We start from the raw sequence: 16,883 nt of genomic DNA, 5'->3' as shown, positions 1-16,883 counted from the left end.
TGCTACGGCCGCGCCAGGCACGCGGCGGCGATCGGCACCGCCGTGGCCAGGTCGGGCCAGGACAGCGCGGTGTAACCGAGCGTGACGCCGAAGTGGTGTCGCCGCGCGCTCAGGTGGTAGCGGGCGAGCGGGTCGAGGGCGACGCCCTGCGCACGCGCGGCGGCGACGCTGCGTTCCTCCGCCTCGGCCGAGGCGAGCGGCACCACCACGTGCGAGCCCGCGTCGTCGCCGAGGACCTCGAGCCCGTGGCGGCGCAACTCGCTCACCATGAGGGCGCGGCGGGGCGGCAGTTCGCGGCGCAGGCGGCGCAGGTGCCTGGCCAGGTCGCCGTGCGCGGCGAGCGCGACGAACACCTGCTGACCCGCCGGGCTCGGACTGGTCCCGGTCCGATGGCGGTGCGCGACAACGGCATCGGCGATCTCCGGCGCCGCGACCAGCCAGCCGACGCCGAGGCTCGGCGAGAGGATCTTGCTGGTGGTGCCGAGATGCACGACCACGTCGGGCGCCATCGCGGCGAGCAAGGGTAATGGCGCGGTGTCGTAGCGCAATTCGCCGTCGTAGTCGTCCTCGATGATGAGCAGCCCCGCGCGGCGGGCGTGCTCGACGAGTTCGACCCGGCGCGCGGCGGGCAGGCGCGCGCCGAGCGGAAACTGGTGTGCCGGTGTGCAATACACGGCCTTGATGTTCGGCGGCAGCAGGTCGACGCGGAGACCGTGCGTATCGATCGGGACCGGGAGGACCTGGATCCCGGCCGCGGCGAAAGCTCCTGCGGCGCGCTGATATCCGGGATCTTCCATCGCGATGGCGTCGCCGGGCGACAGCAGTGCCGCCGCGAGTTCGCCTACCGCGGAACTGGTTCCGGCCGTGGTGAGCACCGCCGTCTCGCTGCCCGCGCCGAGTCCGCGATGCCGCAGCAGATGTTCGACGATCGCCGCCCGGAAGTCCGGCTCGCCCGCCCGGTCCTTGCGCACCAGCGGCGAAAGGTCGGCGGCGGCCCGCCAGGCCCGCCGCCATGCGGGTCGATCGATGGCGTCGGCGCACGGCGCACCGGGTTGCAGGTCGAGGAGGGCCGGGCCGTCGTCCACGCCGTCCGGCGGGAGCGCGCGCAGCGGTGCGGCCGGCGGCGCGGTGGTCAGGTAGGTGCCGGAACCGCGCTTGCCGCTGATCCAGCCTTCGGCATGCAGTTGGTCGAAGGCGGCGGCCACGACGGTGCGGCTCACGCCGAGCCGTTCGGCGAGCGAGCGCGACGACGGCAACCGGTCCCCGCCGCACAGCAGCCCATTGCTCGCTGCGGCCCGCAGACCGTCGGCGACCTGCACCGACAGCGGCTCCGGCAGCGCGCGGTCGAGGTCGAGGGGGAGTTCGTCGAGCACCGGTCACCTCACGAATGGACTGCGCGAATTTGCTTGAATTGGCACTTTCATAATGCCACTCCGGATTAGATCCTGGTCTTATGACCCAATCGGCCGATCTCCGGACCCCACTCTCGCCGACCCCGCGCAGCACGCTGACCCGGTCGAAGGAACGAGCGCGGAGCGAGCGCGCGGACCTGGACGCCGTCCTCGACGCGGGCCTGGTCTGCCACCTCGGCGTGCTGCTCGGCGGTGCCCCGGTAGTGCTGCCCACCATCTACGGACGCGACGGCAACACCCTCTACCTGCACGGCTCGACCGGTGCCGGCAATCTGCGCGCGGCCTTGGCCGGGGATGTCTCGGTCGCGGTCACGCTGGTCGACGGCGTCGTCTATGCCCGCTCGGCGTTTCACTTCTCGATGAACTTCCGCTCGGCGGTGGTGCACGGCCGAGCGGTGGAGGTCACCGACGCCGCGGAGCGGTTGCGCGCGCTCGAGGTGATCACCGAGCACGCCGCGCCGGGCGCTTGGTCACGGGTGCGGTTGCCGAACAAGAAGGAACTGGCCGCGACCATCGTGCTCGCGCTCGACCTGACCGAGGCCTCGGTGAAGGTCCGCAGCGGTGGCCCCAACGACGATCCGGCGGATATCGAGACCGGTGGGGTATGGGCGGGTGTGCTGCCGGTGCGCCAGGTCTGGGGCGAGCCGATAGATTCGGCCGACCTCCAGGCGGGGCTCGCGGTGCCCGACGACGTGCTCGAGCGCGCGGAACCCGGTCGCGTCCCGGTGCGGTGATACCGACACGGAATCTGATTGCCTCGGGGTAGCCAGGCGGCGGGTTGAGCGGACCCTATGGTGGGGTGGTTGCTCATGTTTCGCACCACCTCACCGGAGGCCGGCGTGACGAGATTCCGCAAGACCTTCGCGGCGCTGGCCGCGGTGCTGGCCGTGGTGGTCGCGATGGTGGTCAGTCTGACGCTGTATCAGGTGCAGAAGGACCACGGCCAGACCATGCACATCATCGGGGACAGCGACGTGGCCGACCGGGTCGACGTCGAAGTCGCGATCATCCGGATCGACGCCGCCGTGCAGGAATTGACCGTTCAGGTGGTGGTGACGCCGCGCGGCGCGCTGGCCGACGAGTTCGGTCGATTCCGCAGCGACGCAACCATTTACACCTCCGGCATGAAACCGGAACCGATCAAGGTGAAGGCGGGCGATCTGATCTCGGCCGCGGAGATCCGGATCGCCATGGGCGGCGGCGGAATGATCACCGACTATCCGTTCGACAAGTACAACGCGCACCTCAGCGTCGCCGCGGACATCGGCGACACCGCGGTGCCGGTGGCGATCGACCTGTACAGCCTCGACGCGTTCTTCAAGATCGTGCCGCAGGTGGACGACGAGCAGCACGGCGACGCGGTCGGCACCACCGTGACGGTGGCCCGGTCGACCGCGTCGCTCACCTTCGCGCTTTTCGTGATCGTGCTGATGCTCGGATTGGCCTTGGCCGCAGCGACGGCCGCGTTCTACGTGCTCGCCGGCCGTCGCGGTCTGATCTGGCCGGCGAACACGCTGATGGCGGCCGTGTTGTTCGCGATGATCCCGCTGCGCAACGCGGTGCCGGGCGCGCCGCCGATCGGCTCGATCATCGACTTCGGCTCCTTCTTCATCGCCGAGACCGTGGTGGCGCTGTCGTTGATCTGCACGGTGCTGGTCGGGTATCGGCACGAGATCGGGAAGGAGCGCGCGGACACCTAGTTGCCGGCGCCGATGGCCTGACCGAGCAGAGCCTGCACCGCGGTGGGGAGGATTTCCGTTGCGGCTTGGGCGAATTGCGGATCGGTCACGGTGGTGGCCGGGCTGCTGATCGCGCAACCCGGTTGTGCGGGAACGCCGTTCAGTCGATCACGCAGCCAGTGGAAAGCTCCGGGCAGATGGGTTGCCACGCCGGAGATGTGCTCTGCCAATAGTTCTCGCACGTAGGTGACGCTGGGCGCGCCCTCGGCGCAGTACTTGTCGACCAGGCGGTCGACGGCGGAGCCGGGCAGGATCTCGTCGTTCTGGGCGTGGTAGATGTACACCGGCACCGACGGAGTGGCCTGGCCCAGTGCGTTGTCCGCGATCATGCGCCGCACGACCGGCTCGTCGAGCGGATTGCCGCCGCGGAAGGCGCCGAAGAAGTTGTAGAACGGCACGATCGCTGTACCCATGGGATGGCACAGGATCAACTTCGACCCGATCAGGAGCTGGCCGAGCGGATCGACCCGGTCCCGGATCAGCTGACGGAATTCCGGATACTCGTTGGCGAAGCCGGCCAGGACGCCGGTGAGCAGACCGGTGTAGACGCCACCATTGTTGTGCCGCAACGCTTCCGGGAAATCTGCCGCGGCGACTCCGCCGGCCGCGATGCCGACGATGTTCAGCTCCGGCGCGTACTGCTGTTTCAGCTCGGCGGCGAACGAACTGGGTATGGTGCCGCCGGAGTAACCCCACAGGGCCGTCGGCGTATCCACGCCGGACAGTTGCGCGGGCGCGAAACTCTCCACCGCGCGGATTCCGTCCAGCGTGGCCTGCGCGCTGATCCGGGAGACGCCGTACGCGGAATTGGGGCCCTCGTAGTCGGGCAGCGCGACCGTCCAGCCCTGCCCGATGCCGGCCGCGATCGGGATCAGGATCTCCGCCGCGTTGACGTAATCCGCTGGGATGGAGCCGGATTGAACGACATAGGACGGCGCGCAGTACTGGGCGGCACTGTCCTCGGCGATCTGATACGACAGCAGTTTGCGGCCGCCTTCCGGCGCTCGGCCGCGCGGCTTCAGCACGGTGGTGACCGTCGAGATGGCTTCGCCGAAGCTGTTCGTCGTCCGGTAGAGCAGCTGCCAGGCATCGATATTCAGTTGGGCGAAGCCGAAATACGCGGGGGTGATGGTGCGGGCGCGCAACACCTGTCCCGGTTCTGCGGCCGCGACGACGCCGGCCGCCGGCTTGTAGAACTCGTCGAGTTCGGGCGGCAGGGTGAGGGCGGGCGTCGGCTCGATGCGCACCGCGGTATCCGGCGGCTCGGCCGTCGCAAGGAGGGGTGTGGACAGCGATAGCAGTAGGCCGAGCACGGTTGCGGTGGTGGTGATGACGCGGCGTCGTTGCGGTTGTCTCATCAAGCTTCTCTCTGTGCGCGATCCCAATGCGATACACCGTGGCAGGGCAATGTGCTGTGGGTCACCGTTCGTGCGACAAGGAAACCGGCCGGGCGTTTGTGCATCGGACGGGATGCCAGGTTGGCCGCGTGCACTAATCGATGTTGTCCGGAAGTGCCTATTGTCGAGAGCGGTTTGTGTATGTAAACAATGTGCGGGTGACTGCTCCCTCCGATCCCGCCGCGCTGGCCGAGTTCTCCGACTATGTGCGGGCCGCGCTGCCCGATGTTGCTCGTGATCTGCTGTCCGTGGTGCTCGGCGAGGTGCCGTCGTACCGGGAGCTGTCCGCGGACAAGATCGGCCGTGATCTACCGCTGGCGGCGGAGGCGAACCTGCGGCTGTTCCTGCGGTCGCTGGCCGAGGGGCGGGCGCCGCGCCCGGACGAGCTGACCGAACTGATCGACATCGCGGTGCGGCGGGCCAGGGCCGGGATCCCGCTCGACACCGTGCTGTCGGTGTATCACCTGGGTGCGGTGGCCGCGTGGAACTCGGTGGCCGCCTTGGCCACAACGCCGGAGCAGCGCGAACAACTCTTGGCCGCAGTGCCTTACGTGCTCGGCTATCTCGGTGCGGTGACGCCCGGCGTCGCCGGCGCGTATCTGAGCGAGCGGCAGGATCTGCACTGGGAGCAGCGGGAGGCCAAACGCGCGGTGGCGCAGGCACTGGTGCGCGGCAACCCCGTCGACCTGCTGGCCGAACGGTTCGGCATCGCGCTGGACGGCGGGTTCGATGTGCTGGTGTTCCGGGTGGCCGAGCCGGAGTCGTCGGGTGGGAACCGGCCGGTGCTGCGCATCGTGCAGACCGAGATCGACGCGGTGTCCAGCCGGGTGCTGAGTTCCGTCGAGCGCGGCGGCGGCGTGGTGCTGGTGCCGGGTGCGGAGGGCGAACTCGCCACCGCCCTGGACGCTTTCGTCACCCGGGTCGCGCAGGGGACCGGCGTGCGGACGGTCGCCGGATTCGCCACCGCGGCCGGGGTGGACGACGTGCCCGCCGCCGCGGAGGAGGCGGGGGAAATCGCCAGGCTCGCTTACCAACTCCGGCGGCCGACCGCGGTGTACCGGATGGCCGACCTGGCCTTGCAGTACCAACTCGCGCGACCGGGGCCCGCACGGACGTGGCTGCTCACCCTGCTCGATCCGCTGCGCGACCAGCCGCACCTGATGGAGGCGTTGCGGGCGCTCATCGACAACGACTACAACCGGCAGCAGGCCGCGGCCGCGCTTGTCGTGCACCGGAATACGCTCAACTACCGGCTCAACCGGATCGGGACTGTCACCGGTTACGACCCCAACCGGCCGGATCATGCTCAGCTGTTTGCCGCGGCGCTCACCGCCAGTGACATCGACGAGATGGAATGACGGCGGGTCACCAAGGGCGAGCGCGCAAGCCGGATTCGAGCAGCGCCTGGTGCGCTAAATCCGTTAGGGCTGTGGATGATTCGATGCCCACCGGATCGAGACTGACCAGCGACAGGAGGTAGTCGTCGCCGATACGGCAGAGATAGCCGGACAGGCGGGTTCGCGGGAGGTGTGCCGCGGTCAGGCCGGGGTGAATGGCGCGGGCGGCGACGCCGAGGCAGCGATGCGGACCCAGGGTGCGCAGGGTGGCGGGCAGGGTTCCGATGTTGGAGCACAGGATGTCTCGCTCGCCGGCGCCCTTGGACAACGCGTAGGCCCAGCGGTCGGGGATCACCTGGAGCAGTTCCTCGGGCATCCCGCCGGGGCTGGACATGCGGCGCTCGTAGGCGGCGCGGGCCTTCTCGCGGATGGTCGAGGGGGTATCGGCGCGGTCGATGGCGATGTCGGTCATCGACAGATCGTTGTCGACGCGGGGTTCGTCGCGGGTGTCGACCGGAAGGCTGGCGTCGATCGTGTCGGGCTGAAAGCCACTGGCCCACAGCATGTTCGCGGTCAACCCAATGAACAAGCTGTTGGCGGTGCCGGATTGTGCGGTGGCCGCGCCATCCCAATCGGCGACGGAGCATTGAAGTACGGCGCTGTGCGTCAGGACGGGCGCATCGGTGCCGACCCGGCTCGATACCCGTGGCGGCTGGTCGGGAATCCCGCGACGCAGTGCGCCGGCGGTCCCGCGTAAGACGATCGACCACTGCATTCGCGCATCGGCCCAGTCCGAGTCGGGTGCCGCCGCGCTGATCCCTGCTCGGCCAGGCGCTGCGGGCGGACCGGACGAGTCGCCAGAGGTCAGGGAAGTACCGCCGAGCGCATCGTCCGCCGCGAGTACGAGCGCTCGACCGTCGGCAAGGGCGTGCGAACAGGTAAGGGAGGCAAGGGAACCGCCATCGTCCAGCGCGACGGCGGACAATCTCCAGCCGGGACCGAATTCGGGGTCGAGATCAGCGCCCTGTGCGTCGGCCCACTCCATCAGCTCGGCGGTGCGGATCGGCCGATCGGTGAGCGCGAGCGGATAGGCGCGGGTATTCCGCTGCCAGAACCGTCGCGCACCCGGCACGCGCGGCCGAACTACCCGCCGCCCCAACGGCCCGGTCCGCAACGCCGCGTGCACCGCATGCAGCAACGCCGGATCGATCCGGTCGGCCGTGCGCCACAACCCTTGCAGCGCAATGGGAGTGCCGAGGCTGCGATGGGTACGCAGGAAGATCTCGTCGACCACGCTCAGCCTGCGCTGCCTCATGCTCGCGCGCCGTGCCTGCCCTCGCCCGCGGCGAAACGCTGCGCCCCGTCGAGGGCTCCGTTGGTCAGCGCGGTGATGCCGTGCTTCAGCTCGTTGCGCAGCGCGGACTCCTCGTCCATGCCGTCCTGTTCCAGTAGCGACATCCGATCCGAGCGCAGGCAGGCCTGCGGCAGCGCGGCCAGCTCGGCGGCGAGTTGTTCTGCGGCACTGCGGGCTTCGCCGGTCGGGACGACCCGGTTCGCCAAACCGATCTGCAACGCCTCGGCGGCGTCGACGGGGCGGCCGGTGAGCACCAGGTCCATGGCGCGGCTGCCGCCGATGAGCCGCGGCAGGCGCAACGTGCCGCCGTCGATCAGCGGCACGCCCCAGCGGCGGCAGAACACGCCGAAGGTGCTGTCCTGCTCGGCAACTCGCAGATCGCACCACAGCGCGAGCTCGAGCCCGCCCGCGACCGCGAAGCCGGAGACGGCGGCGATCACCGGCTTGGACAGCCGCATCCGGGTCGGCCCCATCGGGCCGTCGCCGTCCTCGGTGACCTGGTTGGACCGCTCGGTGCCGAGGGCCTTGAGGTCGGCGCCCGCGCAGAAGGTGCCGCCCTCGCCCCAGAGCACCGCCACCGCGGCGTCGGGATCGGCGTCGAATTCGCGGAAGGCGTCGGCCAGCGCCGCGGCCGTCGGTCCGTCGACCGCGTTGCGTGCTTCGGGTCGATGCAGGATGACCGTGGTCACCGGTCCTTGGCGCTCGACTCGGACGCTCATGACAGCACCGCACAGGTTCGCTCGATCACGACCTCGACCATACGCCGTAAAACCCCCCTTGTGGCAAGAAATGAATTCGTGGTTCACTTCTTGGGTGGCCTACCGCAGAACCCCCGCAGTGCAGGCCCGCCTGGATGCGCAGGCGGGGCTGATCGTGCAGGCCGCGACCACGGTGCTGTCCAGCGCGGGCTATGCCGGGTTGTCCATGGCGGCCGTCGCGGCCGAGGCAGGCGTGGCCACCGGAACCGTCTACAAGAACTTCGCGGGCAAGACGGAATTGATCACCGCGGTGTTCCGCAAGGTGGTCGCCTGGGAGGTTGCCGCGGTGGCCGCGGCGAGCGCGGAGGGCACCGCCGTGGAGCGGGTGACCGCCGCGGTGGAGACCTTCGCCGGACGTGCGTTGAAGAATCCGAAGCTCGCCTACGTGCTGCTCGTCGAGCCGGTGGACACCGTGGTCGACGCGGAACGGCTGCACTTTCGCCGGGCCTTCGCCGACGCGTTCGAATCGGCGGTCGCGGAGGGTGTTTCGCGCGGCGAGCTGCCCGCGCAGGACGCCCGGATGAGCGCGGCCGCGCTGGTCGGCGCGATCGGCGAGGTGCTGGTCGGCCCGCTGGCCTCGGCGCCACACGGGGAATCCGTTGTCCCCGAACTCATTACCTTTGCCTTGCGCGCACTCGGCGTGCGTGTGGAGTCGAGCGTTATCGCTCGGCCGGAATCAGGAGTGTCCGATGCAGACGCATGAAGTCTTCAACCAGGTCCCCGACATCGCACCGTTCGATGTCTCGCGCAACCCGGCGCTGATCGAGGGTCTGCACCGGGAGGGCGCGGGCTGGGCCGAGGCCGAGGTGCGCGAACTCGGTGTGCTCGCAGGCGGTTCCGAGGCGCAGGAGTGGGGGCGGATCGCCAACGAGTACCCGCCGGTGCTGCGCACGCACGACCGCTACGGCAATCGGATCGACGAGGTCGAGTTCCACCCGCACTGGCACGACCTGATGAATGTCGCTGTGTCCCATGGCCTGCACGGTTCGCCCTGGGTGGACGACCGGCCGGGTACGCATGTCGCGCGGGCAGCGAAGTTCTTCACCTGGGGCGCGGTCGAGGCCGGTCACATGTGTCCAATCTCGATGACCTACGCCGTGGTGCCCGCGTTGCGGCACAACCAGGAACTCTCGGCGAAGTTCGAACCGCTGCTCGGCTCCCGGGTCTACGACTTCGGCCTGCGCGAGCCGTCGTCGAAGGCCGGATTGATCGCGGGCATGTCGATGACCGAGAAGCAGGGCGGCTCCGACGTCCGGGCCAATACCACCACGGCGACACCGCAACCCGACGGCTCGTACCGGATTGTCGGGCACAAGTGGTTCACCTCGGCGCCCATGTCGGACATGTTCCTCACGCTGGCCCAGGCCCCCGGCGGACTGTCCTGCTTCCTGCTGACCAGGGTGCTGCCGGACGGCACCCGCAATCCCATCCGCATCCAGCGGCTCAAGGACAAGCTGGGCAACAAGTCCAACGCCTCCTCGGAGATCGAATACGAGAACGCCACCGGCTGGCTGGTCGGCGCGGAGGGCGCCGGGGTCAAGACCATCATCGAGATGGTGAACATGACCAGGCTGGACTGCGTGATCGGCTCGGCCACCGGCATGCGCACCGGGGTGGTGTTCGCCGCGCACCACGCGCGGCATCGAGAAGCTTTCGGCGCCAAGCTGATCGATCAACCAGCCATGCGTAATGTGCTGGCGGACTTGGTGATCGAGTCGGACGCCGCGACCACCGTGATGATGCGGCTGGCCGGCGCCACCGACCGCGCGAACCAGGACCCCGCCGAGGCGGCGCTGCGGCGAATCGCGTTGGCGGTCACCAAGTATTGGGTGTGCAAGCGAGCGCCCGCGCACGCGGCGGAGGCGCTGGAGTGCTTCGGCGGCAACGGTTATGCCGAGGAATCGGGCATGCCGCGGCTCTATCGCGAGGCTCCGCTGATGTCGATCTGGGAAGGCTCCGGCAACGTCGCGGCGCTGGATGCGTTGCGCGCCATGGGGCGTCAGCCGGAGACCGTCGAGGCCTACTTCAACGAGGTCTCGCTGGCCCGGGGCGCGGACCCGCGGCTGGACGACGCCATCGCCCGGGTCGGCAAGGAACTGTCCGATCTCAGCGACATCGAGTTCCGGGCGCGCCGGATCGTCGAGCTGATGGCCCTGGTATTGCAAGGGGCGCAACTGGTTCGGCACGGTCACCCGGCGGTCGCGGACGCGTTCTGCGCGACCAGGCTCGGCGACGATTGGGGCATCGCGTTCGGCACCCTACCGACCGGTGTGGACACCGGAGCCATCCTGGAACGCGCATTGGTCTGAAGTTCGGCTACTGCGGAATAAGTTGGGTTACAGGAGTTCTGGAGGAATCAACGCCGATGGTAGCGATCTCGTCGGCGATCATGAAGTCGTAGGCCGATCATCATACGGTGTCGAAATGTGTTCTCCCTGAGGATGTTAGGCATGCGTATCGCCGATTTCGCGGCAGATCAATGCAATCGGTCGGCGAGTAACTCCCGGCTGCGCCTATCTTCGGCGAATTCGAAAGATATTCGCGCATAACATTTTAAGGGCACATTGCACCGATAGCTAAAAGATTCCTGGGCTATTCGCGGCCTTTCCCCAGTCTCGTCTCCAGTCGAGTTGGCCGCTCGTATGTGGTTCTACTTGGTCATGAAACCCACACATAAACGGGCGGGTCGAAATACCGCCTTTGCGATAATTGCCGTCGGGGCAATGATCTTCGCGTCCGGCCCTGGTGCCAGCGGAGCGCCGCCGACTAGTCCATCCGCACCCACGGGTTCCGACCTTTCCTCCGTGCCGAAAGAAGTCACCACGGATCAGCAGGGTTCGGTTCAGCAGGTGGTCCCGAAGGAGCCGATCAAGGCTCCGGCGGGAACGGCTGCCGAAGCACCGGCCGCGGCGCAGGCGCACGCGAACGGTGTGCAGAAAGCGCTCGGCGGCAATGGCGATACCGCGGGCAATCTGGTCGTGGAGTCTGTGTTCCAGGTCGGTGAGGGATCCACGGTCCGGTTGCGCCAGGAGATCGACAAGGTACCGGTGTTCGGCGCCTCGGCAGCTCAGTCGCTGTCCGCCGACGGTTCGCTCATCTCGGTGACCGGCTCGTTGGCGAAGAAGTCGCAGGGCAAGTTCTCCAGCACCGCACCGTCGGCCGCCGTGCAGGCGACCGCGCTGAAGAAGGTCGCCGAGCAGAGCAAGGCCGCCCCGGACCAGCTCTCCGTCACCGAGACGAAGGCCTACTGGTACGACTCGAAGCTGGCCGCCAAGGACGAGGCGCAGAGCACCGCGATTCCGGCCTTCAAGGTCGACATCACCGGTGTCAGCGCGGACAAGAAGGGCGAGCCCGCGACCTGGGTCGTCTTCGTCGACGCGAACAGCACCGGCAAGGTCCTCGACAGCTGGAGCGAGACCAAGCACCTCAACCGAGTCGTGTGTGACAACGCGAACCGGCGCATCGACCCGAACCGGGCCGGCTGCGGCACCGGCAGCATCCGCTCCACCAGGTCCGAGGGGCAGGCGGCCAGCGGCATCGCGGACGTCGACAAGATCTACGACTACCTGGGCAACACCGAGCGGTTCTACGCTCAGTACACCAAGGTGGCGAACCTGACCAACCTGATCGGTTCGGACACCGGAGACGGCAAGGGTAAGGCGCTGCGCGCCACCGTCCGGCTCTGCACCACGACCGAATGCCCGTACCAGAACGCCTTCTGGTCCGGCAGCTACATGGCCTACGGTACGGGTCTGACCACCGAGGACATCACCGCACACGAGCTCACCCACGGCGTGACCCAGAACACTAACGGTCTGGTCTACCGCAACGAGCCGGGCGCGATCAACGAGTCCATGTCCGATGTGTTCGGCGAGCTCACCTTCCTGGTGGACACCGCCAACACCTGCAACACCCCCGCCAACCGGTGGAAGCTCGGTGTGTGCAGCTCGATCGGCGTGATCCGGGACATGAAGAACCCGAACGCCTACCAGGATCCCGACACCTACCGGGGCACCTACTGGTACTCGGGTAGCGGCGACAGCGGCGGCGTGCACACCAACAGTGGCGTGGGCAACCGCACCGCGTCGATCATCACCGACGGTGGCACCCTCAACGGCGTGACCGTCACCGGGCTCGGCATCACGAAGACCGCCGCGCTGTACTGGACCACGCAGACCCTGCTGTCGTCCAACTCCAACTACGGCGCATTGTCCAGCGCGCTCAAGAACGCGTGCAACACCAATGTCCGGAACAACACCGCGGGCACCACGGCCGCTGACTGCGTCCAGGTGGCGAATGCCACCAAGGCGACCAAGCTGCCGCAACTGGCAACTCGCGACTAACCCTCACTATCGGTAGTAACCGGACGTCTCACCGGGCTCATTCACGAGCCCGGTGAGACGTTCTTTTGTACTGTGACTCCGGTGGACGGGGCGTACGCCGAGAATTCGTTGAGCGCGCTGGTCCGGCGGGTGCGTGAGCACGCGGCCGGGCGCGATGGCCGGTATCTGCTCGGTATTGTCGGGCCGCCGGGGGCGGGGAAGTCCACGCTGTCGGTGCGGCTGCGTAATGCGCTCAATGTCGAGTCGCCGGTCGCCGAGATCGCGCCGATGGACGGTTATCACCTGACGAACGCGCAGTTGCGCGCCGCCGGAAGCCTTGCGCGCAAAGGGGAACCGGACACCTTCGATACCGCGGCCTTCCTCGCCAATCTGCGCAGGCTCCGGGACACCCCGATCGGCGAGCCGGTGCCGTGGCCGATCTTCGACCGCGCCGTGCCCGATCCGATCCCCGCGGGCCTCGTCTTCGATCGGCAGACGATCGTGCTCACCGAGGGAAATTATCTGCTGCTCGACGATGTCGGCGACCGGGAATGGTCGGCGGTGCGCAAACTCCTGGACGAATGCTGGTACCTCGATGCGGCCCGGGAACTGCTCGAGCACCGTTTGCTGCGCCGCCACATTCGCGGCGGTCGCACTCCGGCGGCCGCCCGGACGAAGGTGCACGAGAGCGATCTGCGCAATGCCGACCTGATCGACACCACAAAGGCGCGCGCCGATCTGGTGCTACGGCAACGCGGTCGGCGTTACGAGGTACAGCACTGAGGTCTACTTCTTCGCGCGATACCAGCGGATGAGCGCGTCGGTGGACGAATCCCCTTGCGGCTCAGGCTCTTCCGTGGAGGTCAGCAGCGGAGCCAGCGCCAGCGCCTGCTGCTTGCCGAGTTCCACGCCCCACTGATCGAAGCTGTCGACGCCCCAGATGGTGCCCTCGACGAACACCTGGTGCTCATAGAGCGCGATCAACTGGCCGACGACCGACGGCGTGAGCAGCGGCGCGAGGATGGTGGTGCTCGGCCGGTTACCCGGCATCACCTTGTGCGACACCACTTTCGGGTCGGTGCCCTCGGCGGCGATCTCCTCGGCGGTCTTGCCGAACGCGAGCACCTTGGTCTGCGCGAACAGGTTGCTCATCAGTAGGTCGTGCATGCTGCCGGTGCCGTCGCGGGTGGGTAGATCGTCGGTCGGGCGGGCGAAGCCGATGAAGTCCGCCGGGATGAGGCGGGTGCCCTGGTGCAGCAGTTGGTAGAAGGCGTGCTGGCCGTTGGTTCCCGGTTCGCCCCAGAAGATTTCGCCGGTGGAGGTGCTGACCGGGCTGCCGTCGGCGCGCACCGACTTGCCGTTCGACTCCATCGTGAGCTGTTGCAGATACGCCGGGAAGCGGGCCAGGTCGTTCGAATAGGGCAGCACCGCACGGGATTCCGCGCCGAAGAAGTTCGAGTACCAGACGCCGAGCAGGCCGAGCAGCACCGGCGCGTTCGCCTCGAGCGGCGCGTTCGCGAAATGCTCGTCCACGGCGTGCATTCCAGCGAGGAACTCGGCGAAGCGCTCCTTGCCGATGGCCGCCATCACCGAGAGGCCGATCGCGGAATCCACCGAGTAGCGCCCGCCCACCCAGTCCCAGAAGCCGAACATGTTGGCGGTGTCGATGCCGAACTCGGCCACCTTCTCCGCGTTGGTCGAGACGGCGACGAAGTGCTTGGCCACGGCGTCCTCGCCGAGCGCGCCGACCAGCCAGCGCCGGGCGGCGGTCGCGTTGGTCAGGGTCTCCAGGGTGGAGAAGGTCTTCGACGCGACGATGAAAAGCGTTGTGGCAGGGTCGAGTCCGTCGAGCTTGGCGACCAGGTCGGCCGGATCGACATTGGAGACGAACCGGGCGCTGAGGCCGGCGTCGGCGTAGTGCCGCAGCGCCTGGTACACCATCACCGGTCCGAGGTCGGAACCGCCGATGCCGATGTTGACCACGGTGCTGATGCGTTCGCCGGTGGCGCCGCGCCATTCGCCGGAGCGCAGCGCGTCGGTGAACTCACCCATCCGCCGTAGCACCTCGTGCACCTCGGCGCCCGCGTCGACGCCGTCCACCGGCACCGACTCGCCCGCGGGCACGCGCAACGCGATGTGCGCGACCGCGCGGTCCTCCGAGGTGTTGATGTGCTCGCCGCGGTACATCGCGTCCCGGCGCTCGGCGACCCGCGCCTCGCGCGCCAATTCGACGAGCAGGTCCAGGGTTTCCCGGGTGACGCGGTGCTTGCTGAAATCGATGTGCAGGTCTGCCACGTCGAGGGTCAGCGCACGGCCGCGCGACGGATCGTCGGCGAACAGCTCCCGCAGGTGCCGCCCCGCGATCGCGTCGAAGTGCTCGTGCAGTTTCCGCCAGGCCGCCGTCGCGGTGATGTCGCTGCTCACGCTCGCCGAGGTTACTCACCGCTCGACCGCCGCGCACGGCAAACACCCCCGCGGACTCGGTGAGAACCGACGCGGCGCGGCCTACGCTGGCATTCATGGTGTCCGAACGCGAAGTTCTCGAATCCGTCCCGACGCAGCTATGGATCGGTGGGCCGGTGGCCGCCACCGGTGGCGGCACGTTCCCGGTGCACAACCCGGCGACCGGGGAGGTGCTGGCCGAGGTCGCCGACGCGACCCCCGAAGACGCGGTGCGCGCGCTGGACGCGGCCGTCGCGGTGCAGGCCGACTGGGCCGCCCGCCCGTCGCGCGAACGCGGCGAGATCCTGCGCACCGTCTTCGAGCAGATCACCGCCCGGGCCGAGGAATTCGCGCTGCTGATGACCTTGGAAATGGGCAAGGCGCTCCCCGAGAGCCGCAACGAGGTGAAGTACGGCGCGGAGTTCTTCCGGTGGTTCAGCGAGGAAGCTGTCCGGGTGCACGGGCGCTACCTGCACGCCCCGTCGGGCACCGGCCGGATCATGGTGCACAAGCAGCCGGTCGGGCCGTGCCTGGCGATCACGCCGTGGAACTTCCCGCTGGCGATGGGCACCCGCAAGATCGGGCCCGCGCTGGCGGCCGGCTGCACGATGATCGTCAAGCCCGCGTCGGCGACGCCGCTGACCATGCTGCTGCTGGCCAAGCTGTGCAGCGAGGCCGGACTGCCCGACGGGGTGCTCTCGGTGATCACCTCGAGCCATTCCGGCGCGGTGACCCAGCCGCTGCTCGACGATCCGCGGCTGCGCAAGCTGACCTTCACCGGATCCACCGAGGTCGGCAAGAAGCTGGTGGAGAAGTCGGCGAACGGGCTGCTGCGCACGTCGATGGAACTCGGCGGCAACGCGCCGTTCGTGGTGTTCGACGACGCCGACATCGACGCGGCCGTGCAGGGCGCGATGCTGGCCAAGCTGCGCAACGGCGGCGAGGCGTGCACCGCGGCCAACCGCTTCCACGTGCAGAACGGCGTGCTCGAGGAGTTCACCAGCAAGTTCGTCGAGGCGATGTCGAGCAGCGTGGTCCTCGGCCCTGGCGCCGAGGACGGCACCACGCTCGGTCCGCTGATCAACGAGGAGCAGCTCGATATCGTCAGCGAGCTGGTCGAGGACGCGGTCTCGGCCGGCGCGAAGGTTCGCCTCGGCGGCAAGGCGCCGGGCGGGCCCGGCTGGTTCTACCCGGCCACCATCCTCAGCGAGGTGCCCGCGCAGGCCAGGATCCTGCGTGAGGAGGTCTTCGGCCCGGTCGCGCCGATCGTCGGCTTCGCCACCGAGGAGGAGGGCATCGCCGCGGCCAACGACACTGAATTCGGTCTGGTCAGCTACGTCTACACCCGGGACCTGGACCGCGCGCTGCGCGTCGCCGAGGGCCTGGAGTCGGGCATGGTCGGCGTCAACCGCGGCGTAATCTCCGACCCCGCAGCACCTTTCGGCGGCGTCAAGGCCTCGGGCTTCGGTCGCGAGGGCGGTACCGAGGGCATCGAGGAATACCTCTCCACCAAGTACATCGCGCTCAGCTGAGCGGGCGCGCAGACGAAACGACCGCCCCGGGGTGATGAACACCCGGGGCGGCCTTGGGGATGCGGTTGTCGTTCTTTTTGCCGCATGGGTCTAGGGCCGCGGGTAGCGGCCGACAGGGGAGGGGGCCGTCAGTGGCCGAGGCGGCCGCGCCCGAGGCGCAGCAGGAGCATCGCGAGCGTGTGGCCTTCCTGGCCCAGTTCGCTGAATCGCTCCAGCACTTTCATTTCGCGGTTGTGCACGAGGCGGGGCCCGCCAGAGGCCATTCGGGTACGACCGATGATCCGGGAGATCTCCGTGCGGCGCTTGATGGCGGCGAGGATCTCGGCATCGAGGTGATCGATCTCCTTACGGAGCTTGTCGATCTCCGCGTCGCTCTGCGGCAACGCCGAATCGGACCCGGTCGTCGTGGCGGGGGTGCTCATCATTCATCTCCTCGTGTCAGAACATGGATCGGCGGGTGAGCCCGGCTCGTTACCGATCGGTTCTTTCACCGTGAAACAGACCTGGTAGGGCCATCGAATTGTCCCCCAGGATGGTGCGCTCAGATAGAGGGGCCGCGATCACGATATCCGGTCGTTAACCGAAACGGA

14 protein-coding genes are annotated in these 16,883 nt (G+C 68.3%); 8 read left to right on the top strand and 6 right to left on the bottom strand.

The features are described 5' to 3' along the window. Positions 1-2 precede the first annotated feature (2 nt). The gene (locus AB0M22_RS09740; RefSeq protein WP_364723094.1) at positions 3-1,373 is read right to left on the bottom strand and encodes a PLP-dependent aminotransferase family protein; all 1,371 of its coding nucleotides are present in this window, start codon (positions 1,371-1,373) and stop codon (positions 3-5) included. Between the two features lie 80 nt (positions 1,374-1,453). Between AB0M22_RS09740 and AB0M22_RS09735 the strand changes: the two genes are divergently transcribed. After that, complete coding sequence (locus tag AB0M22_RS09735) at positions 1,454-2,146, top strand: pyridoxamine 5'-phosphate oxidase family protein (protein WP_364723092.1); 693 nt, start codon at positions 1,454-1,456, stop codon at positions 2,144-2,146. A gap of 75 nt (positions 2,147-2,221) precedes the next feature. Further along, entirely contained in the window at positions 2,222-3,112 is an 891-nt protein-coding gene (locus tag AB0M22_RS09730) for a DUF4436 domain-containing protein (RefSeq protein ID WP_364723090.1), read from the top strand. On the opposite strand, the gene AB0M22_RS09725 is transcribed toward AB0M22_RS09730, so the two are convergent. Next, complete coding sequence (locus tag AB0M22_RS09725; protein ID WP_364723088.1) at positions 3,109-4,509, bottom strand: lipase family protein; 1,401 nt, start codon at positions 4,507-4,509, stop codon at positions 3,109-3,111. The genes AB0M22_RS09730 and AB0M22_RS09725 overlap by 4 nt on opposite strands. A 197-nt stretch (positions 4,510-4,706) precedes the next feature. Between AB0M22_RS09725 and AB0M22_RS09720 the strand changes: the two genes are divergently transcribed. After that, positions 4,707-5,906: a helix-turn-helix domain-containing protein gene (locus tag AB0M22_RS09720; protein ID WP_364723086.1), complete on the top strand. Its 1,200-nt coding sequence runs from the start codon at positions 4,707-4,709 to the stop codon at positions 5,904-5,906. Between the two features lie 7 nt (positions 5,907-5,913). Here the strand turns inward: AB0M22_RS09720 and AB0M22_RS09715 are convergent, their stop codons facing one another. Then, complete coding sequence (locus AB0M22_RS09715; protein WP_364723084.1) at positions 5,914-7,200, bottom strand: hypothetical protein; 1,287 nt, start codon at positions 7,198-7,200, stop codon at positions 5,914-5,916. After that, positions 7,197-7,958: a crotonase/enoyl-CoA hydratase family protein gene (locus AB0M22_RS09710; RefSeq protein WP_364723082.1), complete on the bottom strand. Its 762-nt coding sequence runs from the start codon at positions 7,956-7,958 to the stop codon at positions 7,197-7,199. Before AB0M22_RS09710 ends, AB0M22_RS09715 begins: the two co-directional genes overlap by 4 nt. Positions 7,959-8,052: 94 nt before the next feature. Here AB0M22_RS09710 and AB0M22_RS09705 point away from each other — a divergent pair, with 94 nt between their 5' ends. The 4 genes from AB0M22_RS09705 (at position 8,053) to AB0M22_RS09690 (ending at position 13,102) form a co-directional block, all read left to right on the top strand. Continuing rightward, positions 8,053-8,700, top strand: a complete 648-nt coding sequence (locus tag AB0M22_RS09705; RefSeq protein WP_364723080.1) for a TetR/AcrR family transcriptional regulator — start codon at positions 8,053-8,055, stop codon at positions 8,698-8,700. After that, positions 8,687-10,306, top strand: a complete 1,620-nt coding sequence (locus AB0M22_RS09700; protein WP_364723078.1) for an acyl-CoA dehydrogenase family protein — start codon at positions 8,687-8,689, stop codon at positions 10,304-10,306. The genes AB0M22_RS09705 and AB0M22_RS09700 overlap by 14 nt, the downstream gene beginning before the upstream one ends. 495 nt (positions 10,307-10,801) lie before the next feature. After that, positions 10,802-12,340, top strand: coding sequence for a M4 family metallopeptidase (locus tag AB0M22_RS09695; protein WP_364723076.1), 1,539 nt, complete (start codon positions 10,802-10,804; stop codon positions 12,338-12,340). Between the two features lie 81 nt (positions 12,341-12,421). Next, positions 12,422-13,102: a nucleoside/nucleotide kinase family protein gene (locus tag AB0M22_RS09690; RefSeq protein WP_364723074.1), complete on the top strand. Its 681-nt coding sequence runs from the start codon at positions 12,422-12,424 to the stop codon at positions 13,100-13,102. Positions 13,103-13,105: 3 nt separating this feature from the next. Here the strand turns inward: AB0M22_RS09690 and pgi are convergent, their stop codons facing one another. Then, positions 13,106-14,743: a glucose-6-phosphate isomerase gene (gene pgi, locus AB0M22_RS09685; protein WP_364723072.1), complete on the bottom strand. Its 1,638-nt coding sequence runs from the start codon at positions 14,741-14,743 to the stop codon at positions 13,106-13,108. Between the two features lie 95 nt (positions 14,744-14,838). On the opposite strand from pgi, the gene AB0M22_RS09680 reads away from it, so the two are divergent. After that, entirely contained in the window at positions 14,839-16,293 is a 1,455-nt protein-coding gene (locus AB0M22_RS09680; RefSeq protein ID WP_364723070.1) for an NAD-dependent succinate-semialdehyde dehydrogenase, read from the top strand. 128 nt (positions 16,294-16,421) lie between these two features. Here the strand turns inward: AB0M22_RS09680 and AB0M22_RS09675 are convergent, their stop codons facing one another. Continuing rightward, positions 16,422-16,715 carry a chorismate mutase gene (locus tag AB0M22_RS09675; protein ID WP_218471746.1) on the bottom strand — a complete coding sequence of 98 codons (294 nt, stop codon included), beginning with the start codon at positions 16,713-16,715 and terminating at the stop codon, positions 16,422-16,424. Between the last annotated feature and the right edge of the window lie 168 nt (positions 16,716-16,883).

The organism is Nocardia sp. NPDC051756 (assembly GCF_040681495.1).
Classification (GTDB): domain Bacteria; phylum Actinomycetota; class Actinomycetes; order Mycobacteriales; family Mycobacteriaceae; genus Nocardia.
This window is presented reverse-complemented; position numbering and strand designations above follow the sequence as displayed.

Bases quoted from the DNA above. Each gene is read 5' to 3' on its own strand.
- AB0M22_RS09735 (WP_364723092.1), top strand. From the start codon at position 1,454: ATGACCCAATCGGCCGATCTCCGGACCCCACTCTCGCCGACCCCGCGC.
- AB0M22_RS09730 (WP_364723090.1), top strand. From the start codon at position 2,222: ATGTTTCGCACCACCTCACCGGAGGCCGGCGTGACGAGATTCCGCAAG.
- AB0M22_RS09725 (WP_364723088.1), bottom strand. From the start codon at position 4,509: ATGAGACAACCGCAACGACGCCGCGTCATCACCACCACCGCAACCGTG.
- AB0M22_RS09715 (WP_364723084.1), bottom strand. From the start codon at position 7,200: ATGAGGCAGCGCAGGCTGAGCGTGGTCGACGAGATCTTCCTGCGTACC.
- AB0M22_RS09710 (WP_364723082.1), bottom strand. From the start codon at position 7,958: ATGAGCGTCCGAGTCGAGCGCCAAGGACCGGTGACCACGGTCATCCTG.
- AB0M22_RS09700 (WP_364723078.1), top strand. From the start codon at position 8,687: ATGCAGACGCATGAAGTCTTCAACCAGGTCCCCGACATCGCACCGTTC.
- AB0M22_RS09680 (WP_364723070.1), top strand. From the start codon at position 14,839: ATGGTGTCCGAACGCGAAGTTCTCGAATCCGTCCCGACGCAGCTATGG.
- AB0M22_RS09675 (WP_218471746.1), bottom strand. From the start codon at position 16,715: ATGAGCACCCCCGCCACGACGACCGGGTCCGATTCGGCGTTGCCGCAG.